Source organism: Pseudomonas sp. Leaf48, from assembly GCF_001421885.1.
In the GTDB taxonomy this organism is placed as follows: Bacteria; Pseudomonadota; Gammaproteobacteria; order Pseudomonadales; family Pseudomonadaceae; genus Aquipseudomonas.
Genome location: NZ_LMLH01000012.1, coordinates 18,180 through 39,968, shown reverse-complemented (window position 1 = coordinate 39,968; position 21,789 = coordinate 18,180). Strand labels below are relative to the sequence as shown.

Sequence of the window (21,789 nt, the reverse complement as noted above, 5' to 3'; positions counted from 1 at the left end):
CCTCGATCCTTAGCTGCCGACAGTTTAGGTAGCTGGGGCAAGTGGCGTCTACGCAACTCAAGTGCCAATGCTCGCCACCTTCCTACCCTTTGTGGGCCATCGCATACAGAAATCCGTAACGCTCCAAGACGTAGTCAACGATTACATAGAGGCCCATCGTGCCGATTGGAAAAACGTCAAACATGCTCAGCAGTGGACGAATACACTGACTACTTACGCCGCCCCCATTATCGGTGAGCTAGCGCGCATACTCCAACACCACTTCCAACGGATGACGCAGCTGCCTGTCGGTTAAGCGCTTTACCTGGCTGCGGCAGGAATAACCCGTCGCCAGCGCTTCGCCCTTTTTATCCAACTGGCCAGCCCATGACTGCTCGAAAATGGTCCGCGAGGTGTTCTGATTCCGCGCCTCATGGCCGTAGGTGCCGGACATGCCGCAGCAGCCGGTCGCCTCCGTCACCAGCTTGAGCCCAAGCCGGGTAAACACGGTTTCCCATTGCGCAGTACTGGCCGGGGCATTGGTCTTCTCGGTGCAGTGCGCCAACAAACGGAATGTCTGGGTAGCGGGAGGCGAGTTTGCGGGCAACACATCGAACAGCCACTCCTGCGGGAGCAAGACTTTCGGGCAATCATTGAGCCCTGGTACTTTCTGATATTCCTGGCGGTAGACCAGCGTCATCGCCGGGTCCAATCCCACCAGTGCTACGCCGCAGTCGGCGAGAGCCTTGAGTTGATTGCCGTTGCGGATCGCCGCCTTGGCGAACGCTCCGAGAAAACCCTGCACGTGCAAAGGCTTGCCGTTGGGGCTATAGGGCGCCAGAAACACCTGATAACCCAATTGATGAGTCAATTGGATAAAGCTCGCCAGCAACGGCGTTTCGAAGTAACGGGTGAAGGCGTCCTGCACCAACACCACGCTGCGCTCACGTTGTGCCTCGGTCAGTTCGCGCAGGGCTGGCACGCTGGCGACCGCGACGTTGCAGCGGGTCAAAGTGCCCTGCAAGTCATGCCGGTGGATCAGTGGGCTGTCGAGCATGCCGACTTGTCGCTCAAGAAGGCGGCTCACCCATTTCGAGCCCATCACTGCGTTGTACAGGCCCGGCGCGTAAGCCATGTATGGAATCGTGAACTCCAGCGAGCCGATCAGGTAGTCACGCAGAGGACGTTGATAGCGACCGTGGTAAAGCTCCAGAAAACGCGAACGGAACTCCGGGACGTTGACTTTGACCGGGCATTGTCCCGCGCAGGATTTGCAGGCCAGGCAGCCCGCCATCGCGTCATAGACTTCATGGGAGAAATCCGCCTCGCCGCGCGAACGCGCCAGGTTATTACGCAACCTTGTCGGCAACCCGCTCAACCACGACAACTTGCCCCGGGCCGCTTGCAATACATCGATATTGGCCGCGCCTTGCAAGCGCAACCACTCGCGAATCAACGACGCCCTGCCCTTGGGCGAATGCTGCCGCTCACGTGTAGCTTTCCACGACGGACACATCGCATCGTTGGGGTCGTAGTTGTAGCAGGCGCCATTACCGTTGCAGTGCATCGCGGTGCCAAAGCTTTGCCAGACACGCTCATCAATCTGCCGATCCAAATCACCCCGCAGCGAAACTTCGTCAACCTTGAGCAAACCTTGGGCAGCATCTGGGGGCGTGCAGATCTTCCCGGGGTTGAACTGATTGTGTGGGTCGAACGCACCCTTGAGCGATTGCAACGCCGGGTACAGCTCACCAAAAAACCCGGGAACGTATTCCGAACGTAAACCTTTGCCGTGCTCGCCCCACAGCAGCCCCCCGTAACGTTTTGTCAGCTCGGCCACAGCATCGGAAATCGGTTTGACCAGTGCGGCCTGGGCCGGGTCTTTCATGTCCAGCGCCGGGCGCACATGCAACACGCCGGCATCGACGTGACCGAACATGCCATAGCTCAGGCCATAACTATCGAGCAATGCACGAAACTCAGTGATGTAGTCGGCCAGTTTCTCCGGCGGCACGGCGGTGTCTTCGACAAATGGCTGTGGCCGAACCTCGCCTTCGACGTTGCCCAACAGTCCGACCGATCGCTTGCGCATGGTGTAGACGCGGGACACGGCTTCGGCGCCTTCCGCCAACGTGTGGCCCAGCCGCTCGATCGTCGTGTCGGCCTTCAGATGCGCCACGAAAGACGCTACGTGAGCGTTCACTTGCGTCACGTCGTCACCGCTGAACTCAACCAGATTGATGCCCAGCGTCGGGCGCTCGGCGTCCGTCGGAAAATACTCGGCGACGCTATGCCAGACGATGTCTTTCATCGCCAGCAGCAACACCCTGGAGTCCACGGTTTCGATGGACAACGGCTTGTGCACCAACAACGCATTGGCATCGCGCAGCGCATCCATGAAGCTGCCGTAACGCACGTTCACCAGCACTGAGTATTTTGGAATTGGCAGCACGTTGAGCTTGGCTTCGACAATGTAGCCCAATGACCCTTCCGCACCGCAGAGCACACTGTTGAGGTTGAAACGCCCTTGCTCGTTGCGCAAGTGCGCTAGGTCATAACCGGTCAGACAACGGTTGAGCTTGGGAAACACCGCCTCGATCAGATCGGCCTGGGTGTCATGAATACTGCGCGCCACCCGATACACATGGCCGATACGGCCGGGCTGCGTGCAAGCCGCCTCCAGTTCCGCATCTGACAGCGGCTGGCTGTGCAAGCGCTCACCACCGAGCAGCACGCTATGCAATTCCAGAACGTGATCACGGGTCTTGCCATAGGTGCAACTGCCCTGGCCGCTGGCGTCGGTGTTGATCATGCCGCCGACGGTGGCACGGTTGGACGTCGACAACTCCGGCGCGAAGAACAGCCCGTGAGGCTTGAGCGCGGCATTGAGCTGGTCTTTGACCACGCCCGCCTGCACCCGCACCCAGCGCTCGGCGACGTTGATTTCGAGGATGGTGTTCATGTGCCGCGACAGATCGACCACGATTCCATCGGTCAATGACTGCCCGTTGGTACCGGTGCCACCACCGCGCGGGGTCAGATTGATCTGGCGAAAGCGTCGCTCGGCCATCAAGGTCGCGATGCGTACGATGTCATCCACATCCAGGGGGAACACCGCCGCTTGCGGAAGACGCTGATAAATCGAGTTATCGGTCGCCAGTACGGTACGGGTGGCGTAGTCAGCGCTAAGCTGACCGCGAAAGCCGCTGGCACGCAGGGCTTGCAGAAATTCCGGGTACTGTGCCGCAAGTGCAACGGTAGGCAACTGAGCGATCATCGCAGGCGGGTCTCTTGTTGGTCTAATCACGGAAAACTCAAAACACTTGTCGCCTGAGCATTAATGGGTCAGCCTCAGGTCTTCAGCTACACCAATGATCCTGTAGGATCCGGCACCAGACAAACGGATAATCCTGCCGCTATCGATGACTTTTACGAATGAATTACCGTCACCTCACCCCTTCAATGTCGTTGCTGCTGGCTTTTGAAGCCGCCGCCCGACATGAAAGCTATACCCGTGCAGCGATGGAGCTCTCACTGACCCAAAGCGCCGTGAGCCGGCAAGTCCAAGCGCTGGAGCAGCAACTGGGCCTGACGTTGTTCCGCCGTGAAGGCCGGCAAGTACAACTGACCGATGTCGGTCGTCTTTATCAGCGGGAAATGAGCGAAGCGCTCGGGCGCATCCGCAGCGCCACGTTGCAGGCCATGGCTTATCAGTCAGGCAGCGGCACGTTGCGCCTGGCCACCTTGCCGACCTTCGGCTCGAAGTGGTTATTGCCGCGCCTGCACGACTTCTACAAAACCCATCCAGGCATGCTGGTACACATCAACTCCCGAATCGACGCCATAGACTTTGAAACCAGCGGCATCGACGCCGCGATCGTCGTTGGCAATGCCGACTTTCCAGGCTTGATCAGCCATCGCCTGCACACCGAAGAACTGATGGTTATCATGTCCCCACAAGCGGCCGAAGCCCACGACACCTGGACCCCGGAACGCATTGGCGGTCAGACGCTACTCAACGTCGCGAGCAATGCCAACGTCTGGGGCGAGTGGTTCAGCCACCAAGGCCTGCCCCATCGGATGATGCGGCTGGGCCCGAGCTTCGAACTCACTTCACACTTGATCCAGGCCGTCAGGGCCGGCATCGGCATCGGTCTGGTACCGCGTATTCTGGTGGCCGACGAGTTGGCCAACAGCGAACTCATCAGCCTCGATCGGCCCTTTGCCAGCCAGCGCAGTTATTACCTGGCTTATCCGCCGCGCAACGAAATGCTGCCATCACTCGTCGCGTTTCGTACCTGGCTGCTAACACAGATCTGACGTTTACCGACCAAGGAACGCATAGCCGAAACCAACCACCTTGGCGTCTTCACCATAGCCACCCAGGAACGAAACACCTACCGGCAGGTTGCCCTTGATGGTGCCTGCCGGAACCGTAATCTCGGGAAATCCTGTGGCGGAGGCAATATACGACGACGCATAGGTATCGCCGGATGTGCAGACGTAACTGTCATCGGTCACGCCATGCACCACCGACGCAGGGCAGTTGATGGTCGCGAAGAACAGACTGTCGACTTTGTTCTGCTTCATGATGCCCATCAGCTGCGCGCGCAACTGAGGAATCTTCCGGGACAGGATGGAGATGTACTGCGGCGAATCGGTGCTTGTGGCATTCGCGACCGTTTCCAGTCCGGCCAGGCGTGCCGGGTTCATCCCGTGTGCAGCGTTTTGCGCCTGATTTTGCCTGGCCAGCTCGAGAAACTGCGCAAGCGTTCGCGGTTGGCCCGGATTGAGGGTGGCGAGGTAGCGTTCGAATTGAGGCTTGAATTCGCCCTCTCCCACTGGGCCGAGCACATCGCTCCATAAGGTTTCAAAAGCTTTTGGCAGTTCGATGGAGACGACACGAGCGCCGCGCTTGCCGAGGGTTTCCTGAGCGGCCTTGAAGACTGCATCCACCTCTGGATTGGCGCCTTTGAAATTGGTGATCACGCCAATGGTTTTTCCTTGTAACGAGGAACGGCTCAGCGTTGACTCGAACTGTATTTTGTCGGAGACCAGATCCAGGGTCGCCGGGTCGCTTTTGTCCTGCCCCTTAATCGCATCCAGCACGATGGCCTGATCCAGCACGCTGTTGGTTATGACGCCACCCGTATCAAACGCGAGCGACAGTGGAATGATGCCGCTGCGGCTGATCAACCCCAGCGAAGGTCGCAAACCCACTGTGCCGGTGACGCTGGCTGGCGCTCGGATCGAGCCGCTGGTGTCCGACCCTAGCGCAAACGGTGCAAACGCTGCCGCCACGGCGGCGGCAGAACCGCTACTGGAGCCAGAAGCATCACGCTTGGTATTTTTCGGATTCAGTGTCTGGCCACCGAACGAACTGTAACCAAACCAGCCAAAGGACGCCGCCAGTTCCGACAGGTTGGCTTTGCCGAGCAGGATCGCTTGCCCGTCGATCAGCTTCTTGACGGTAAAAGCATCCTGACTTGGCACCGACGTACGTAGCACGAAGGAGCCACCGGAGGTGACCATACCGGCAGTGTCAAAGTTGTCCTTCACCACAAACGGAATGCCGGCCAGAGGCGCGTATTTGGCAGTGGGGTTTTTCGCCCGCTCAGAATCCCACTTGCGGGCCTGATTGATCGCCTGTTCATTGATTGTCACCAGCGCATTGATCTTTTGGCCCTGATGATTGTTGGCCTCGATGTTATTCAGGTAATGCTGGACCAGTTGCTCGGAACTGAGGGTCCCGGCATTCAACGCATTACGCATGTCGGCGAGGCTCATACGGTCGATACCGTCATCTGCCTGAGCACTTGCCGCCAGAAGCAAAAACACGCACGCCACGAACTGTTTATTCAACTGCATGGGTAATTCCCCTAAGTACAGACGAACGGAATGAGCTCACGCCCTAAGCGATTGGGCTGAGCGTCATAACTACGCAGGATAAAAAGAGGCCAGCTAAAGAGCGCTGGCCCGCAAAGTCATGATCAAACCGGGTGACTTCAACGTCCCCGCGAATTAACTACAGCAACTGACTCTTTTGCAGAAATTCCTTGGACACGCTTTCGATGGATTCACGGCCGACATCGACCCGGGAATTGAGGCCCGCGATGGTGTCGTCATCCAGCTTGGACGACAGGGCGTTGAGCAACTCGCCGATCTTCGGATTTTCTTTAAACACCTCAGTGCGAATAACCGGGGTCAGCGCATAGCTGGGGAAGAAGCCTTTATCGTCTTTGAGCACCACAAAGCCGAAGGCCGGAATCCGCCCATCCGTCGACAGGACCAAGGCCAGATCGACCTGCCCATCCCTAAGCGCCTGATAGGTCAGCCCGCCGTCCATGCGGACGATGTTCTTGCGCTCAAATTTAAACTTGTATGTCTCTTGCAAAGGACCCAGGCCATCAGGCCGGGAAAAGAATTCAGCATTGGAGGCAAACTTATAGGACTTGCCTGTTTCGATATTCTTCGCAAGATCGCTGATCGAAACGATTCCATCCTTCTGTGCCTCTTCCTTGCGCATGGCAAAGGCGTAGGTGTTGTTGGCCTTGGAAGAGTTCAACCAGGTGATGCCTTTCTGCGCATCAAGCTCGCTGATTTTTTTGTACGTTTCGTCAGGGCTGAGCTTGTCCGTAACTTTATTGTAAGTAATCAGCGAAGTGCCGGTGTATTCCCAATACACATCGACCTGACCATTCTCTTGTGCTGCGCGCAGAACGGAAGAACCCAGGTCAGGGCGTTTGTCGACATTGTAGCCATTGGCGCGCAGGAGTTGAGTGGTCATCTCGGCAACCAATTGCTGCTCGGTAAACTTCTTGCCGCCGACCACAATCGTATTATTTGCAGAAGCACTGCCTACAACGCCAGAAACAAGACTCAGGGTAAAGATCAAACTGGCTAGCATTCGATAAATCATCGTGCACCTCATATTATTGATTTTTGTCTATGGTCTTCAGATTCATTCGCGCCCGGTCAACCTCAAGCCCCGTGACACTGCAATGTTTTGAATCAAGCCGCAGCCCAGATCGACCGCAATCGCCAATAGCGCGGTCGCTGCGGCACCGGCCAACATCATGCCGAAGTCGTTCAAGTCGATCCCGGTAAAGATCAACTCGCCCAGCCCGCCGCCACCGACCAAAAAGGCCAGCGGCGCAGTACCGACGTTGATCGCCAACGCCGTGCGGATGCCCGCGAAAATCACGTTCATCGCGTTCGGAATTTCAACTTTCCACAGCGTTTCCCGTGGCGTCATACCCATAGCTTCGGCGGCTTCAAGCAAGTGCTGCGGCACTGCGCGCAAGCCTTCATAGGTGTTGACTGCCACGGGCAACAACGTCGCGACAAACAACCCGATGATGGCCGCGCCGCTACCGACACCAATGAAGCTCATGGCCAGCGCCAGCAACGCGAGCTTAGGGATTGCCTGCCCTACGTTAAGGACCTGCATGCTGGCCATGGCATAACGCTGGTTCGCCGGCCGGCTCATCCAGACGCCCAACGGCAGCGCGATGATCAGGGCAAGTGCCCCACTGACTGCCACGATCTGCAGATGCTGGACCGTCAGGTAGCTGATGTCACCCCAGTAAAACTGCAGCCCTTCCCACAATCTGATCAGTAAGTCAGACATTGTCAGTGCACCACCGGAGTAATGTTTTCAACAAGTCGCGCCAAAATGTCGGTTTGGTGGACATAGCCGATAAAGCGTCCGTCGCTGTCGTTGCAAAGTGCCCAGTCCTGGCCGCGACCCAGTAATTGCGAAAGCACCTGACGCAGGTCATCCCCAGGTTTAACGATCAGGTGCGATTGCGAAGTAACACCGCTGTTGCCGCCGACGATCTGCATGTGTTCCCGCGGCGGGACCTTGGTGGCCACATCAACCGCGCGCAGCAGACGCAGACGCTTCATGATGCGGTCGCCGCCCATGAAGTTCGCCACGAACTCGCTGTTGGGCCGGGCCAGCAGATCATCCGAGCTGCCGAATTGCTGGATTTTTCCGTTATGGAACAGGGCGACACAGTCCGCCATCTTCACCGCTTCATCGATGTCGTGACTGACGAACAGTACGGTCTTGTTGACGAGTCGCTGGATGCGCATGAACTCGTCCTGGATCACTTCCCGGTTGATCGGGTCGATCGCGCCAAAGGGCTCGTCCATCAACATGACGGGCGGATCCGCTGCCAGGGCCCGGGCCACGCCTACGCGTTGCTGTTGACCACCGGAAAGTTCACACGGGTAGCGCTTGAGGAATTTGGACGGATCCAGCGCGACCACTTCCAGCAACTCCGCTGCGCGCTTTAGGCTTTTGCTTTTGTCCCATCCCAACAGATTCGGAACGACGCAGATGTTTTCCTCGACGGTCATGTTCGGGAACAAGCCGACTTGCTGGATCACATAGCCGATGGAGCGTTTAAGGGTGACGCTGTCCAGTTCGGACGTGTCGCGACCACCGATCCTGATCGTGCCGGAGGTTGGCGTGATCAGTCGGTTGATCATTTTCAGCGTCGTGGTTTTACCGCAGCCCGACGGACCAAGCAGTACGCAGATCTGCCCCTCTTCAACATTGAATGAGACATCTTCTACTGCTGTGATTGAGCCGAATTGCTTGTTCAGGTTTTCGATCTGGATCACGTCGTCGCTTCCTTCATTTGGCCGGTGGCCATTTTGTTCTTGTTCAAGCCTTTTGGCGTCAGGAGGCGCTGCAAGCCGTACAACGCGTAATCGGCCGCAATGGCGATGACGCTGATGACGATCGCGCCGGCCAACAGCTGGCGGGTATCCGACTGCGCAATGCCGCGAATGATGAGACTGCCCAAACCGCCGGCACCGATGTAGGCCGCGATGGCTGCGATGCCGATGTTGATGACGGTCGCCATCCTCACGCCCGCCATGATCAGCGGAACCGCAATCGGCAGTTCAACCTTGCGCAATCGTTGCCCGGTCGACATGCCCATCCCGATCGCCGCTTCGCGCAATGCAGGATCGATGTTGGAAATCGCGGTGGTGGTGTTTCGGATGATGGGCAATTGGGAGTAGAGAAACAGCGCAATGACCGCCGGTACGACGCCGATCCCATAGCCAATCAGCGACAGGGCCGGAATCATCAGCCCGAACAGCGCGGCAGAGGGAATAGTCATCAGGACGGCAGCGAAGGCCAGGACCCAACGACGTGTTCTGGGGTGCTGAGAGATCGCGATCCCGACAGGCACGCCGGTCAGAATTGCCAAACCTACCGCTACCGCCACGATGAGAAGGTGTTGTCCGAGTAGCAGACTGATCAGCCCGACGTTTTCCAGAATGAAACTCAAGGTTTCCATGGTTGTTATGCCTTCTGTAGTCATTGTTATTTTTATCGGTCGCGTATCTGGAATTGAGCGCCGGATCTGTAAGAAACATTACCGCGCTACCGTAGGCCCTCTTAGATTCGAGTTCGACGATTTCTATCAAAAAAACGACGTCTCGGAGCAAATCAACGTGTGATGCAAAGCGTAGGGGCAATTGAAGACGGGAGTATGCGGGATCACCAAATGACCAAGGTTGGCCAGAGCGCACCACCTGCTCGCCCGAGTCATTAGCTTGCTACGGGATTTTGAGGAGAGGATTGGCTCAGATGTTTTTCAGGGGGTTAGCGTATGTTGATCCATGCTTTCAGTGACTGAAGTCAGAGTGAGCATCATCAAATTTCCGCCGCTCTTCACCGGGCGTACATCCCCAGATACGACGGTAAGCTGCACCCAGGTGTGACGCTGAGACGAACCCGCAGCTGTAGGCTATGGACGCAATGGGCTGGGCGCTCTCACGGAGCAACCGGCGTGCTTCGCTCAACCTGAGCTCTAGATAGAATTTCTTCGGCGTCATGCCGAAGTGCTGATGCCACAGCCGTTCAAGTTGGCGGTGGGACAGATTGCATCGGTCGGCGATTTCTTCGATGCCGACGATGTTCTCCAGATTGTCCTCCATGAAGGCGATGGCTGCCGTCAGCCTGCGATCGTGAATGCCGAACCGCCACTGAATCGACATCCGCTGATGCTCTTCCGGTGCCCTTATCCTGGCGTGCAGAAATTGCTCGGCGATGTTCGCCGCAAGCTGGTTACCGAAATCAAGCGCGATCTGCGCCAGCATAAGATCGATGGCCGCCGTCCCCCCGGCACACGTCCAACGGTTTCCATGATTGACGTACAGCTCCTTGGTGACTTCGATCGTGGGGAATTCCTCCGAAAACTGGCCGATGGACTCCCAGTGCAAGGTGCAGCGCTTACCTTCGAGTAGCCCGGCGCGGGCGAGGATGAACGTACCTGTGCTCAGTGCGCCTACGGTTATCCCGCGGGACGCTGCACGCTGCAGGAAGCGCAGCATTTTCGGTGGTTTCTGACGCTCGATATCCAGGCTCGCCAGGACAAAAACACGATCCAGTTCCGGGGCCTGATCAACTGGTATGGTCTGGATCTCGATACCACTGCTGGAGCTGACCGGCCCACCCGTTTCCGTAAGCAGGCTCCACTCATAAAGCGCTTTGCCAGAAAGTCGATTGGCCGCGCGCAGAGGCTCGCTGGCACCTGCCAGGGCCATCATGGAGAACTGAGGGAGAATGAGCAGCCCAATTCGCTTGGTTGTGGAGCTATTCACAGACGTCGCTGATTCACTGGGGGCTGTCATCGCCGGGTCCTTGTCATGGTTGGTTCCAGCAGTTCAAGTGAACAGCTTAGGCCAGCCCGAGGGAGTGGCTTTGGACACACCATGTTAGGGGTTGGGCACGCATTCAGCCAGATTGAATCGTTGAGACAGTGAACGAGCCATGCCGAAGCGTTACAACCGATCAGAATGACGGGAGGAATACACCCCACGATGCAAAAAAACGCTGCGAGTCCTCGACGCCCGAGGTCTCGCAGGAGAGTGACGAGCGGATCAGCCGCGCGCGCGGATAGCTTCGTCGATGCTCTGGATCATCGACTCGAACACAGGGCTGTCGACCTGATTCTGCTGGCCGTGTTGCATGTGCGAAATGATCAGCGCGTTCGGGCCGGCATCGCCCGGATAGTTCTGATGCAGACGCACAGACTCCGACGGCATGTGCAAGGTGTTGTCGGCGCCGTGGATGATCAGCGCAGGCGGGAAGCCTTTGGCACCCTCGATGGACTGCTCAGGGTCATACGCCACATAGGACTTGTAGGACTTCGCCGTCACGTAGGTGCAGCCCGGCCAACGGTCCGCTCCGCCTGCTTCAGTGTAGCCACCCAGTTGCTGATCAACATACGCCTGAGTTTCAGGGTCCAGCGGGTAGTAACCGAGACGGGTCGCATCAGTGCCGGTGTCGAATGGAGGGATCGGCGCGTCATCCGCGAGTTGCAGGATGGCCGCGTCAGCTGCTGCCTGATCAGCTCGCAAGGATTGCAGTTTACGGATGTTGGTATAGCTCATGGGTACCCAGAAGCGGATCTGCTCACCGCCGGCCGCAGCCAGTTCAGCCACTGCACCGAGGCTTGCCACCGAGCCCATCGCCCACGATGCGACCACCGGCATCTCACCGAAATTCTCGCGCGCCCATTCAACGGCACCGAGCACTTCATCTTTCTGGTCTTCCAGGATGACGTTGGTGATGACCTTGTCACCAGACTCGAGGGTATTTCGGATGTGCTTGTTGGAAAAAAAGCCGGCCACGTCGTAGGTCATGACGCGATAGCCCAGGCCTGCCAGGGCGCGACCGAATAGTTGGCCGTACATCGTGACCCCGCCGGTGAAGCCGGAGTTGAAGATGACCGGTGGCAGTTTTTGCGACGCGGCGTCGAGTTGTTCTGGCTGAAAAACAGTGCCTTTGAGGCTCAGGGTTTCATCGCCATACTTGACGGTGAAGTTGATGTCTTTTGTTGTAATGTTCGTCATCGCTAGATATCTCGAAGTGGGAGCGTGGGCGGAGATCAACTTACCAATTGGCCAGATGCTCTTCGCAGAAGTTGGCCAACAGGAATTCGGGTTTCTTTAGAAACATGATTTGCAACGGCATCAACAAAGTTGAAGGCCTTGCTCAAATCAAAAAGATCGGAATACGGCACACCCTGGTTGTCAGTACCGACATGAGGTGCATCGGTGGCGCTCAGAAGTATCTTTCCCGCGCCAACCGCGCGAACAATCTGCGTCACGAAACGAGCGGTTTCCTCGGGGTGAACTGAAGTGCGATAGCCGGGACCTTTGAACCACACGTTGCCTCGCTCTCTCGCTTCAGCGAGTAGCGCGATGTAAGCCGGTTCTGTAATGTCACGCTCGCAGTGACAGGTGCCTAGATGATCGATGATGACCCGTACATCGCGAGGGATCTGGCGCAATACGCGCAGATTCGTCTCGGCTTCCTTCGCGTAAATGTGCAGATGCTGGTGCGGGAACAGGCGGGCATAAAATGCCGACCATTGCCCATCACTGAACCGCGTATCAGAAACCGTTTCAGGTCTTGCATCATGCAGCACGATTCGAGCGCCAATCACCTGCGGGTGCGAGAGACGCTGCAGAGTGGCATAAGCAGGCTCCGCCTTGATCGTGCCCACCAGTTCGACCCCCCCATAGCGCTGCGGGTCTACTGCCTGGAGTTTCTTGAGCTCCTCAAAGGAAGCGAACACGTTTTCTGAATCCGGCAGGATACTTAGATGAACATTATTGATGAGCGTCGGTGCAACTCCGGCATCTATCAACCTATCCAAATAAGCAGTCAGCGGATGCGGCTCAGGTAACGTATAAGGCAACGAACCGGCCACCCGACGAAGATCTTCCGAAGTATAAAAATGAACGTGGCAATCTATTCTTTTGGTCGACGGCAGCATGATTATTGTTTCCTGCTTCTGTGCGAAAACAATAATCTCCGTCAGCGCTTCGTCGCTCCCGCCAACTCGACGTGTAGTATCAAAATTTCGCCATCAAGGATTTTATGAACGAGATTTCAGGAATAACCGCTCGGATTTGCATCGCCGAGTAAGCTCTTGTGCAGCGATGCTGCCCTGTCTGGCGGATTTGGAAGTCGCGAACGGATGATTCGGTCATCTAATGGGTAAAGCGCTACGTTCGGTTAATGGCGAAATTTTGTTGTCGTGACAATTGAACAAACTCAAGGCGAATCGGGCGATTTTGTTGAAGATAAGGGTCGCTTGCCGCCCACCGGGACAGAATGCAATCGGCCAAAAGTGGTCGTTCGGCAGTCCATCAAGTTCGTTCAGCCAGGCACGGGCGATTTCTTCGCGCGCAGGAAACCACACATCTCCATATTGCTTGGCAAACGCGATAAATTGCTTGATCGCCCTTACCCGCCCGGGACGGCCCGCCATACGTGGGTGCAGTCCGATCAACATCATACGTGGCCCTTCAGCCAACTCCACATAAAGGACCTCAAAGCTCTCCTTCATTTATTCGAAAAAAGCCCGATGCCTGCGAAAGCTCCGGAGAATTCCAGTAGCGGAAATCGCTCACGTCGGCGGTGTAAGGCACCATGAGATGACGTTTAATGCAGATCATCCTTAGTCCCTCACAGAACACGCCCTTATCGTCGTGACGAAACGTTGGGGTTTAGAGCGGGCTAGAGCGGGCTAGAGCGGCAACACGGCGAGGTTTATGCCCTAAAAACACCCTAAATAATACGACGGAAACGAAAAAGCCCCTGTAATCGCTAACGATTACAGGGGCTTAGTCTTATTCAATAATGGCGGAGAGATAGGGATTCGAACCCTAGGTACCGGTGAAGGTACAACGGATTTCGAATCCGTCCCATTCGGCCACTCTGGCATCTCTCCAACGGCGCGCATCATAACAACACTTTCGCCTAAAGCGAACCCCCCAGGCGAAATATTTTCTGTGCTTTCAGATGCTTGCGTCGATTAAAGCGGTACGCCCAGACGATTGGCGACTTCTTCGTAGGCTTCGATGACGTCACCGAGGCCCTGGCGGAAGCGGTCTTTGTCCATCTTCTTCTTGGTGTCCTTGTCCCAGAGGCGGCAGCCGTCCGGGCTGAACTCGTCGCCCAGGACGATGGAGCCGTCACTGAATACGCCGAACTCAAGCTTGAAGTCCACCAGCAAGAGGCCGGCGTCGTCGAACAGCTTGCTGAGGATTTCGTTGACCTTGAGCGACAGTTCTTTCATGCGAACCAGTTGCTCGGCGGTGCCCCAACCGAACGCCACGACGTGGGATTCGTTGATGAACGGGTCGCCCTTGGCGTCGTCCTTGAGGAACAGTTCGAAGGTGTAAGGGTTGAGCTTCATGCCCTCCTCGACACCCAGGCGCTTGACCAGGCTGCCGGCGGCGTAGTTACGCACGACGCACTCGACCGGGATCATGTCCAACTTCTTCACCAGGCACTCGTTGTCGCCCAGCAGCTTGTCGAACTGGGTCGGTACGCCGGCCGCTTCGAGTTTTTGCATGATGAAGGCATTGAACTTGTTGTTCACCATGCCTTTGCGGTCGAGCTGCTCGATACGCTTGCCGTCGAACGCCGAGGTGTCGTTGCGAAACAGCAGGATCAAGCGGTCAGCGTCGTCGGTCTTGTAAACCGATTTGGCTTTGCCGCGGTAGAGTTCTTCACGTTTTTCCATGATGGGCTCCGCTTGCTAAGTAGGTGGGCTAGGCGATGTGGCGCCAGTCGAGCCCTGAATCTTGATCGGCCAGTTGCAGCCAGTCCGGGTCGCACCCGAGGGTGTCGACGAAACATTGCCGGGCCAGCTGCGGCAGGTTGTTCTTGCTGCTCAGATGGGCCAGGACCAGGTGTTGCAGGCCTTGCCAGCCCAACTCGGACACCAGGAATGCCGCCTGATGGTTGTTCAAATGCCCCAGTTCACCGCCCACCCGTTGCTTGAGAAAGTACGGGTAATGACCGCGAGCCAGCATGTCCCGGCAATGGTTGGACTCGATCATCAATGCATCGAGGTCACGATAGCCGTCCAGCACCTTGTCGCAATACGAGCCCAGGTCGGTCAGCAGGCCGAAGCGCCGCTCACCATCACTGAATACGTACTGCGTCGGCTCCTGCGCATCGTGGGCCACGGCAATGACACCGATGCTCAAGTCGCCGATTTGCAGTTGCTCGCCGCCGGCCAGCAGGCCTGCGGGTTCTATCGGTTTGCGCATCCCGCGCAGGGTCCCGCGACTGAGGTAGACAGGCAGATTGTAGCGCCGAGACAGCAAACCCACGCCATGCACGTGGTCGGCATGTTCGTGGGTCACGAGTATCGCGCTCAGCTGCGCAGGGTTCACCCCCAGGCGCAGCAGGCGTTTTTCGGTTTCCCGCAGGGAGAAACCACAATCCACCAGCACATACGTGTCAGCGCTGGCTATCAGCGTGCCGTTCCCTTGGCTACCGCTGCCGAGAACGGCAAAACGCATGTGATCAGCCCAGGTTGTCCTGAATAACGCTCAACACTTTACGCGCCACGTCTGCCGGCGCCACGGTGTTGATGTTTTTCTCGACGGTGACCTGGACGTTATCGCCAACCTTGCTCAGGCGAACCTGATAACGCTCGGCACGGGCTTCAACTTCTTCCTTGCTCGGCGCGGTGCCGAACAGGCTGCTGAAGAAGCCAGGCTTGTCGTCCTTGCTCTCGGCTTTTTCGGCCAGATTGAGGTAGTACAGGCCCAGGCTGCGGTTGATGTCTTCAACACGCCATTCGCCCTGTTCCAGCGCGCGACCGACACTCGACCAGGCACGATCCAGATCGGTGCCGACGTTCAGCACAGGGTTGCCGCTGCCGTCTTCGCTCAGGCTGATACGGCTGGGCGCGTCGAAATCACGCGAAGCCAGCATCGAGACCGAACCGCCCTTCTCCGAGATGCGGCTCATGCTCGCGAGCATGTCGTCGACCAGTGCCGCGTCCAGGCCGGTGTTGACCGAACGATTGGTGAAGTCCACGTCGGCGGTGCTGCCGGCAGGACGCTCGGCGCTGACCACGTACACTTCACTGGTGTTGCGTTGCACGCCCGGCTCGATGCGAACCCGTACACGGGTTTGGCTGTCGGCGCTGACGCCGGCCGCGCTCAGGCGCTTGGCCATGGCTGCGGACAGTTCGTCGGAGTGCTGCCAGGTGGTGGTGAACTCGCCGGTTTGCGGACGCTGTTCATCCAGGCGGAAACCGTTGTCCTGGAAGAACTGCACGGCCACGGGCCAGACTTCGGCCGGCGGGCTCTGCGCCAGGATCGAGCGCGAGTCGCCGCTCTTCTGCAGGGTGTAGGGGCTGGCATCGGCAGCAGCGGTCAATGGCTGCGGCCGCGGAACGATGTATTCGCCCTTGGCGGTGTCATCGGCCACGTTGCGCGGGATCGGCAACAGCGGATCCAGGCGCTTGGCCGTGGTGATATCCGGCGGCAATTGCATCGGTGCAGTCTGTTGCGCTACCAGGTAGTCGCTACCACGGTCACGGAAATAACCTTCCGGGCCCCAGACCCATCCGCAGCCACTGGTGCTGGAGATAATCAAGGCAAGTGCGGAAAGTCCGGCCATTCGCTTCATGCGTTGTATTTCCTCAATTAAACCAGGACGCCGCACTGGCGCAGGGCCGTGCGTAGCGTTTCATGACAAGGTGTGCTCAGCCAGGTCAGCGGCAGGCGAATGCCTTCATGCATCAGGCCCATTTCGACCAAAGCCCACTTCACCGGAATCGGGTTGGCTTCGATGAACAGGTCCTTGTGCAGCGGCATCAATTTTTCGTTGATTGCCCGTGCAGTCTCGGCGTCGCCCTTGAGCGCGGCCTCGCACAGGTCGGCCATTTCGCGCGGGGCGACGTTGGCGGTGACGGAGATATTGCCTTTGCCGCCCAGCAGAATCAGCTCGACAGCGGTCGGATCATCGCCGGACAGCACGATGAAGTCCTTGCTCACGCCATCGAGGATGGCCTTGGCGCGCTTGAGGTCGCCGGTCGCTTCCTTGATACCGATGATGTTCGGCACGGTGGACAGGCGAATCACGGTCTCGGCCTGCATGTCGCAGGAGGTGCGGCCAGGAACGTTGTAGAGGATCTGTGGAATGTCGACCGCTTCAGCGATGTGCTTGAAGTGCTGGTACAAGCCTTCCTGAGTCGGCTTGTTGTAATACGGCACTACCAGCAGGCAGGCGTCGGCGCCGGCTTCCTTGGCGTTGCGGGTCAATTCGACGGCTTCGCGAGTCGAGTTGGCACCGGTACCGGCGATCACCGGAACACGGCCATTGACCTGCTTGACCACGGCCTTGATGACCGCGATGTGCTCATCTACATCGAGGGTTGCCGACTCGCCGGTAGTACCGACCGCGACAATGGCATGGGTGCCGTTTTCAAGGTGGAAGTCCACGAGTTTGCTGAGGCTGTCCCAGTCAAGACGCCCTTGTGCATCCATGGGTGTGACCAGTGCCACCATACTGCCCGCAATCATGAAACCGCTCCTGCCGGAAAAAGAGAGCCGTAATGGTACTGGCGCCAAGATGCTTGCACAAGCAAAGTACTGCGCTGCCGCCATTCCCCTTGGCGCCGGTTTTCGCTACCCTTCAGACTTTGATCGATACTGACAAGCTTGTACGTCGGGTTTGCGCCTCCCTTTTCGACATCACAAGCCCCGAGCCAGCGTTGCCAGCCCTCGCTCCTGCCACACTGGAGCACGTTGCAACCTGAATGCGCCGGGTTTTCTGAATTCGCATCCGCAGGCTTGCATCCGACAAGACAGCCCTTGCTTATATCGACCGCTCATCGCTTTAGGAATGCTGCATGTCCACCCCCACAGTTCGCGAACAATTCCTTGTAATCAGTGCCCTCGGCGCCAACCCCATGGAGCTGACCAACGTCCTGTGCCGCGCCAGCCATGAAAATCGCTGCGCCGTGGTTACCTCTCGCCTGACCCGTCACGGCGAATGCAGTGCGCTGGTGCTGGAAGTCACCGGCAGCTGGGATGCCCTGGCACGCCTCGAAGGTAGCCTGCCGGTACTGGCCAAACGGCATGCGTTCACCGTCAACGTGGTACGCAGCGCCGCCCTGGAAAACCGCCCCCAGGCCCTGCCATACGTCGCGTACGTCAGCTCGGCCTACCGCTCGGACATCGTCAATGAGCTGTGTCAGTTCTTCATGGACCACAACGTCGAGCTGGAGAACCTGACCTGCGACACCTATCAGGCTCCACAGACCGGCGGCACCATGCTCAACGCCACGTTCACCGTGACCTTGCCGGCCGGCGTGCAGATCAGCTGGTTGCGTGATCAGTTCCTGGACTTCGCCGATGCGTTGAACCTGGACGCCCTGATCGAACCGTGGCGCCCACAGAACCCAATGTAAGGAAGCTTTCATGGCCGTTGCCATCGACCAACCGGTTGCCGATTTCGAAGCCCCCGCCACCAGCGGGCAGACCGTCAGCCTCTCGGGTCTGAAGGGCAAGCAAGTAGTGATCTACTTCTACCCCAAGGACAGCACCCCGGGTTGCACTACCCAGGGACAGGGCTTTCGCGATCAGCTGGAAGCGTTCAAAGCGGCCAACACCGAAGTGTTTGGCGTGTCGCGCGATAGCCTCAAATCCCATGAAAACTTCAAGGCCAAGCAAGCCTTCACCTTCGAGCTGATCAGCGACAAGGAAGAAGCGCTCTGCCAGCTGTTCGATGTGATCAAGCTGAAAAAGCTGTATGGCAAGGAATACATGGGCGTGGATCGCAGCACGTTCCTGATCGACAAGGATGGTGTGCTGCGCCAGGAGTGGCGTGGCGTGAAGGTGCCGGGGCATGTTGATGCCGTTCTGGCGGCTGCCCAGGCATTGAACAAGGCCTGAGCCATATCTGGCGTCCATTCGAACGCCTTCGCGAGCAAGCCCGCTCCCACATTAAACCGTGTCCGTCCAGGCAACAGGGTTAAATGTGGGAGCGGGCTTGCTCGCGAAGGGGTCGCCCGCCCCGCTGAAAAACCTGAAATACCCGTTACAGCAGCGGCGCAACCACCGGCTCCTTGCGCGGCCAAGCATCCAGCACGGCCTTGAACAGCGTCGCCAGGGGAATCGCGAAGAACACCCCCCAGAAGCCCCACAGCCCGCCAAACAACAGAACCGCACAGATGATCGCCACCGGGTGCAGGTTAACCGCCTCCGAAAACAGCAACGGCACCAGCACATTGCCGTCCAGGGTCTGGATGATCCCGTAAACCGCCATCAGATAGATGAACTGATCGCTCCAGCCCCACTGGAACAGCGCAATCAGCAACACCGGCACCGTCACCACCACCGCGCCGACGTAGGGCACCACCACTGAAATGCCCACCAGCATCGCCAGCAGCGCTGCATAGTTGAGCCCCAGGACGACGAAGGCGACGTAGGTCACTCCCCCGCAAATGAAAATCTCGATGACCTTGCCGCGAATGTAGTTGGCGATCTGCCGGTTCATGTCACGGGCGACACGGGTCAGCAGTGCCCGCTCCCGGGGCAGGTAGCCGCGCACCCACTGGCCGATCATTTCCCGGTCCTTGAGAAAGAAAAACACCAGGATCGGCACCAGGACCAGGTAGATCATGATGTTCACCAGCAGCGGCAGGCTCGACAGCGAAAACGTCAGCGCCCACTGGCCGAACTTGCCGATTTCACCGCGCATCACTTCGATGGCCCGCAACACCTGCTCGTCGGACACCAGATGCGGATAGCGCTCGGGCAGCAACAACAACACCGACTGCCACTTGACCAGCATGCCGGGCAATTCATTGAACAAAGTGATCAGTTGGTGCCAGAGCAACGGCACCACCACCACGATGAACACCAGCAAAATCCCCATGAACAAGGCAAAGACCAGCCCTACCGCTACCCCACCGGGCACTCGCAGGCGCTCAAGGGCTACCACCAGTCCCTGCATCAGGTACGCCAGCACCATCCCGGCCAGCACCGGCGCCAGCATGCCACCCAGGGTAAGCACGGCGGTGAAGGCCAGAAACAGCAAAACCGCGAGCACCACCGCTTCTTCATCGGAGAAATACCGCTGAACCCAGTCCCGCAACACTTTGAACATCAATAATCCTTAGGAAAACGCGCAGCGATTTCAGGCCTTTTTCAACCAGTAGCGGTATACACCCGCTTCATCTTCTTCGCGAAGCAAGGTATGACCGGCCAATCGGGCAAAGGTGCGGAAGTCGCGCTGGGATCCCGCATCGGTGGCGATGACCTTGAGGACCGCGCCGCTGGCCAGCCGATTGAGTTCCATCTTGGCCTTGAGCAACGGCAAGGGGCAATTCAGGCCGCTGGCGTCCAGCTCAACGTCATGGTCTACAGCGTCGGTCATTATTTCACTCCGGATCAGGTGCTTGAGTCACCTAGAATATCTGGTCGCAGGGCTGGTGTCCGGCTACAGTAAGGTCTTTGTCGACTAAGGCTTTGTGCATGACTTTTCTGCGCCCCACCCTGCTGACGCTCGCTTGCCTGCTCGCCTCTCCAGGCTTCGCCGACGACCTGCCGTCACTCGGCGACGCCAGTTCTGCCATCGTCTCGCCGCAACAGGAATATCAGTTGGGTCGTGCCTGGCTGGCGCTGTTGCGCAGCCAGGTCTCGCAGCTCAACGATCCTGAACTCAAGGACTACGTGGAATCGAGCGTTTACCGGCTGGTGGAGACCAGTCAGGTCAACGACCGACGCCTTGAATTCATTCTGATCAACAGCCCTCAACTCAACGCCTTTGCAGCGCCGGGCGGGATCATCGGGGTCAACGGCGGTCTGTTCCTCAACGCCCAGACCGAAGGCGAGTACGCCTCGGTACTGGCGCACGAATTGGCTCACTTGTCGCAACGCCACTTCGCCCGCGGCGTGGAAGCCCAGCAGCGCATGCAGGTGCCGATGATGGCCGCCTTGCTGGCCGGCATCGTTCTGGCCGCTGCCGGCGGCGGCGATGCAGGGATCGCGGCCATTGCCGGGTCCCAGGCAGCAGCGATTCAGGAACAACGGCGATTCTCGCGCCAGAACGAACAGGAAGCCGACCGCATCGGCATCCTCAATCTGGAAAAAGCCGGATACGACCCACGCTCGATGCCGACCATGTTCGAGCGTCTGGGGCGCCAATACCGCTTCGACGCCAAGCCACCGGAATTCCTGATGACTCACCCGGTCACCGAATCGCGGATCGCCGACACCCGAAACCGCGCCGAACTGGCTCCACACGGCGGCATTGAAGACAGCCTGCGCTATCAACTGATTCGTGCACGGGTGCAACTGATCTACGAAGAAACCCCAGGGCTTGGTGCCAAGCGTTTTCGCGCCGAGCTCGACAGCAATCCCAATAGCGATGTGGCACGCTATGGCCTGGCGATCGCACAGATCAAGGGCGGTCGGCTGAACGAGGCAAGAGAAAATCTCAAGCTGCTGTTGGCCAAGGCCCCGAACGAGATCATTTACAATCTGGCGCAGGTCGATCTGGACATCACCAACAGTCGCCTGGCAGATGCCCAGACCCGGGTGGATCGGTTGCTGACTCAATACCCCGGCAATTATCCGCTGAACCAGATGCGCGTCGACCTGCTGCTCAAGCAGAACCGCACCGCCGATGCGGAAAAAGCCCTCGAAGGCCTGCTCAAGTCGCGTCCGGACGATCCGGACGTGTGGTACCAGGTGGCCGAGACTCGCGGCTTGTCAGGCAACATCATCGGCCTGCATCAGGCGCGCGCCGAGTATTTCGCGCTGGTCGGGGACTACAAGCAGGCCATTCAGCAACTGGACTTCGCCAAGCGCAAGGCCGGGAGCAACTTCCCGCTGGCATCGCGAATCGACGCGCGACAACGGGAGCTCATGGAACAGGAACGCATGATCAAGGACATGATGGGCTGACTCCTCCAGCAGGAAAACAGACAAAAAAAAACCGCCTCTTTCGAGGCG

Annotated in this window: 21 protein-coding genes and 1 tRNA gene; 5 read left to right on the top strand and 17 right to left on the bottom strand. The window is 58.1% G+C overall.

Features of this window, described 5'->3' with window-relative positions; genetic code table 11:
• Positions 1-67 precede the first annotated feature (67 nt).
• Positions 68-295 carry a phage integrase central domain-containing protein gene (locus ASE98_RS27715; protein WP_082457517.1) on the top strand — a complete coding sequence of 76 codons (228 nt, stop codon included), beginning with the start codon at positions 68-70 and terminating at the stop codon, positions 293-295.
• Here the strand turns inward: ASE98_RS27715 and ydiJ are convergent.
• Positions 239-3,256, bottom strand: a complete 3,018-nt coding sequence (gene ydiJ, locus ASE98_RS10285) for a D-2-hydroxyglutarate dehydrogenase YdiJ (protein WP_060541259.1) — start codon at positions 3,254-3,256, stop codon at positions 239-241. The genes ASE98_RS27715 and ydiJ overlap by 57 nt on opposite strands.
• A gap of 158 nt (positions 3,257-3,414) precedes the next feature.
• On the opposite strand from ydiJ, the gene ASE98_RS10280 reads away from it, so the two are divergent.
• The gene (locus ASE98_RS10280; RefSeq protein WP_060541258.1) at positions 3,415-4,299 is read left to right on the top strand and encodes a LysR substrate-binding domain-containing protein; all 885 of its coding nucleotides are present in this window, start codon (positions 3,415-3,417) and stop codon (positions 4,297-4,299) included.
• Positions 4,300-4,302: 3 nt separating this feature from the next.
• Here the strand turns inward: ASE98_RS10280 and ASE98_RS10275 are convergent, their stop codons facing one another.
• From ASE98_RS10275 to dapA, 14 genes are all read right to left on the bottom strand, one after another.
• Positions 4,303-5,847 (bottom strand): amidase family protein, encoded by a 1,545-nt coding sequence (locus ASE98_RS10275; RefSeq protein ID WP_060541257.1) that lies wholly within the window; start codon positions 5,845-5,847, stop codon positions 4,303-4,305.
• A gap of 157 nt (positions 5,848-6,004) precedes the next feature.
• On the bottom strand, positions 6,005-6,886 hold the full coding sequence (locus ASE98_RS10270; protein WP_236707791.1) for a glycine betaine ABC transporter substrate-binding protein: 882 nt from the start codon (positions 6,884-6,886) through the stop codon (positions 6,005-6,007).
• 54 nt (positions 6,887-6,940) lie between these two features.
• The gene (locus ASE98_RS10265; protein WP_060541255.1) at positions 6,941-7,609 is read right to left on the bottom strand and encodes an ABC transporter permease; all 669 of its coding nucleotides are present in this window, start codon (positions 7,607-7,609) and stop codon (positions 6,941-6,943) included.
• 2 nt (positions 7,610-7,611) lie between these two features.
• Positions 7,612-8,610, bottom strand: coding sequence for an ABC transporter ATP-binding protein (locus ASE98_RS10260; protein WP_060541254.1), 999 nt, complete (start codon positions 8,608-8,610; stop codon positions 7,612-7,614).
• Positions 8,607-9,296, bottom strand: coding sequence for an ABC transporter permease (locus tag ASE98_RS10255; protein WP_060541253.1), 690 nt, complete (start codon positions 9,294-9,296; stop codon positions 8,607-8,609). Before ASE98_RS10255 ends, ASE98_RS10260 begins: the two co-directional genes overlap by 4 nt.
• 331 nt (positions 9,297-9,627) lie before the next feature.
• Positions 9,628-10,635 (bottom strand): GlxA family transcriptional regulator, encoded by a 1,008-nt coding sequence (locus ASE98_RS10250; RefSeq protein WP_060541252.1) that lies wholly within the window; start codon positions 10,633-10,635, stop codon positions 9,628-9,630.
• A 249-nt stretch (positions 10,636-10,884) separates the two neighbouring features.
• Positions 10,885-11,859 (bottom strand): alpha/beta hydrolase, encoded by a 975-nt coding sequence (locus ASE98_RS10245; RefSeq protein WP_060541251.1) that lies wholly within the window; start codon positions 11,857-11,859, stop codon positions 10,885-10,887.
• Between the two features lie 35 nt (positions 11,860-11,894).
• On the bottom strand, positions 11,895-12,788 hold the full coding sequence (locus ASE98_RS25750; RefSeq protein WP_082457516.1) for an amidohydrolase family protein: 894 nt from the start codon (positions 12,786-12,788) through the stop codon (positions 11,895-11,897).
• A gap of 213 nt (positions 12,789-13,001) precedes the next feature.
• Positions 13,002-13,364 (bottom strand): hypothetical protein, encoded by a 363-nt coding sequence (locus tag ASE98_RS27180; RefSeq protein ID WP_060541248.1) that lies wholly within the window; start codon positions 13,362-13,364, stop codon positions 13,002-13,004.
• A gap of 294 nt (positions 13,365-13,658) precedes the next feature.
• Positions 13,659-13,748, bottom strand: a tRNA-Ser gene (locus ASE98_RS10225).
• 84 nt (positions 13,749-13,832) lie between these two features.
• Positions 13,833-14,546 carry a phosphoribosylaminoimidazolesuccinocarboxamide synthase gene (gene purC, locus ASE98_RS10220; protein ID WP_060541247.1) on the bottom strand — a complete coding sequence of 238 codons (714 nt, stop codon included), beginning with the start codon at positions 14,544-14,546 and terminating at the stop codon, positions 13,833-13,835.
• 28 nt (positions 14,547-14,574) lie between these two features.
• A complete protein-coding gene (locus tag ASE98_RS10215; RefSeq protein ID WP_060541246.1) occupies positions 14,575-15,333 on the bottom strand; it encodes an MBL fold metallo-hydrolase in 759 nt (252 codons plus the stop codon).
• 4 nt (positions 15,334-15,337) lie between these two features.
• The gene (gene bamC / locus ASE98_RS10210; RefSeq protein ID WP_060541245.1) at positions 15,338-16,453 is read right to left on the bottom strand and encodes an outer membrane protein assembly factor BamC; all 1,116 of its coding nucleotides are present in this window, start codon (positions 16,451-16,453) and stop codon (positions 15,338-15,340) included.
• Positions 16,454-16,470: 17 nt separating this feature from the next.
• Positions 16,471-17,349: a 4-hydroxy-tetrahydrodipicolinate synthase gene (gene dapA, locus ASE98_RS10205; protein ID WP_060541244.1), complete on the bottom strand. Its 879-nt coding sequence runs from the start codon at positions 17,347-17,349 to the stop codon at positions 16,471-16,473.
• 329 nt (positions 17,350-17,678) lie between these two features.
• On the opposite strand from dapA, the gene ASE98_RS10195 reads away from it, so the two are divergent.
• On the top strand, positions 17,679-18,239 hold the full coding sequence (locus ASE98_RS10195) for a glycine cleavage system protein R (RefSeq protein WP_060541243.1): 561 nt from the start codon (positions 17,679-17,681) through the stop codon (positions 18,237-18,239).
• A 10-nt stretch (positions 18,240-18,249) separates the two neighbouring features.
• On the top strand, positions 18,250-18,723 hold the full coding sequence (locus ASE98_RS10190; RefSeq protein ID WP_060541242.1) for a peroxiredoxin: 474 nt from the start codon (positions 18,250-18,252) through the stop codon (positions 18,721-18,723).
• A gap of 145 nt (positions 18,724-18,868) precedes the next feature.
• On the opposite strand, the gene ASE98_RS10185 is transcribed toward ASE98_RS10190, so the two are convergent.
• Complete coding sequence (locus ASE98_RS10185) at positions 18,869-19,939, bottom strand: AI-2E family transporter (protein WP_060541241.1); 1,071 nt, start codon at positions 19,937-19,939, stop codon at positions 18,869-18,871.
• 30 nt (positions 19,940-19,969) lie between these two features.
• On the bottom strand, positions 19,970-20,209 hold the full coding sequence (locus ASE98_RS10180; RefSeq protein WP_060541240.1) for a sulfurtransferase TusA family protein: 240 nt from the start codon (positions 20,207-20,209) through the stop codon (positions 19,970-19,972).
• A gap of 98 nt (positions 20,210-20,307) precedes the next feature.
• Between ASE98_RS10180 and ASE98_RS10175 the strand changes: the two genes are divergently transcribed.
• The gene (locus tag ASE98_RS10175) at positions 20,308-21,741 is read left to right on the top strand and encodes a M48 family metalloprotease (protein WP_060541239.1); all 1,434 of its coding nucleotides are present in this window, start codon (positions 20,308-20,310) and stop codon (positions 21,739-21,741) included.
• The last annotated feature ends 48 nt before the right edge of the window (positions 21,742-21,789 follow it).

What these genes read in the sequence shown, in the direction of transcription:
- ASE98_RS27715 (WP_082457517.1), top strand. Translation starts at nt 68, where the DNA reads ATGCTCGCCACCTTCCTACCCTTTGTGGGCCATCGCATACAGAAATCC.
- ydiJ (WP_060541259.1), bottom strand. Translation starts at nt 3,256, where the DNA reads ATGATCGCTCAGTTGCCTACCGTTGCACTTGCGGCACAGTACCCGGAA.
- ASE98_RS10280 (WP_060541258.1), top strand. Translation starts at nt 3,415, where the DNA reads ATGAATTACCGTCACCTCACCCCTTCAATGTCGTTGCTGCTGGCTTTT.
- ASE98_RS10275 (WP_060541257.1), bottom strand. Translation starts at nt 5,847, where the DNA reads ATGCAGTTGAATAAACAGTTCGTGGCGTGCGTGTTTTTGCTTCTGGCG.
- ASE98_RS10270 (WP_236707791.1), bottom strand. Translation starts at nt 6,886, where the DNA reads ATGCTAGCCAGTTTGATCTTTACCCTGAGTCTTGTTTCTGGCGTTGTA.
- ASE98_RS10265 (WP_060541255.1), bottom strand. Translation starts at nt 7,609, where the DNA reads ATGTCTGACTTACTGATCAGATTGTGGGAAGGGCTGCAGTTTTACTGG.
- ASE98_RS10255 (WP_060541253.1), bottom strand. Translation starts at nt 9,296, where the DNA reads ATGGAAACCTTGAGTTTCATTCTGGAAAACGTCGGGCTGATCAGTCTG.
- ASE98_RS10250 (WP_060541252.1), bottom strand. Translation starts at nt 10,635, where the DNA reads ATGACAGCCCCCAGTGAATCAGCGACGTCTGTGAATAGCTCCACAACC.
- ASE98_RS10245 (WP_060541251.1), bottom strand. Translation starts at nt 11,859, where the DNA reads ATGACGAACATTACAACAAAAGACATCAACTTCACCGTCAAGTATGGC.
- ASE98_RS25750 (WP_082457516.1), bottom strand. Translation starts at nt 12,788, where the DNA reads ATGCTGCCGTCGACCAAAAGAATAGATTGCCACGTTCATTTTTATACT.
- ASE98_RS27180 (WP_060541248.1), bottom strand. Translation starts at nt 13,364, where the DNA reads ATGAAGGAGAGCTTTGAGGTCCTTTATGTGGAGTTGGCTGAAGGGCCA.
- purC (WP_060541247.1), bottom strand. Translation starts at nt 14,546, where the DNA reads ATGGAAAAACGTGAAGAACTCTACCGCGGCAAAGCCAAATCGGTTTAC.
- ASE98_RS10215 (WP_060541246.1), bottom strand. Translation starts at nt 15,333, where the DNA reads ATGCGTTTTGCCGTTCTCGGCAGCGGTAGCCAAGGGAACGGCACGCTG.
- bamC (WP_060541245.1), bottom strand. Translation starts at nt 16,453, where the DNA reads ATGAAGCGAATGGCCGGACTTTCCGCACTTGCCTTGATTATCTCCAGC.
- dapA (WP_060541244.1), bottom strand. Translation starts at nt 17,349, where the DNA reads ATGATTGCGGGCAGTATGGTGGCACTGGTCACACCCATGGATGCACAA.
- ASE98_RS10195 (WP_060541243.1), top strand. Translation starts at nt 17,679, where the DNA reads ATGTCCACCCCCACAGTTCGCGAACAATTCCTTGTAATCAGTGCCCTC.
- ASE98_RS10190 (WP_060541242.1), top strand. Translation starts at nt 18,250, where the DNA reads ATGGCCGTTGCCATCGACCAACCGGTTGCCGATTTCGAAGCCCCCGCC.
- ASE98_RS10185 (WP_060541241.1), bottom strand. Translation starts at nt 19,939, where the DNA reads ATGTTCAAAGTGTTGCGGGACTGGGTTCAGCGGTATTTCTCCGATGAA.
- ASE98_RS10180 (WP_060541240.1), bottom strand. Translation starts at nt 20,209, where the DNA reads ATGACCGACGCTGTAGACCATGACGTTGAGCTGGACGCCAGCGGCCTG.
- ASE98_RS10175 (WP_060541239.1), top strand. Translation starts at nt 20,308, where the DNA reads ATGACTTTTCTGCGCCCCACCCTGCTGACGCTCGCTTGCCTGCTCGCC.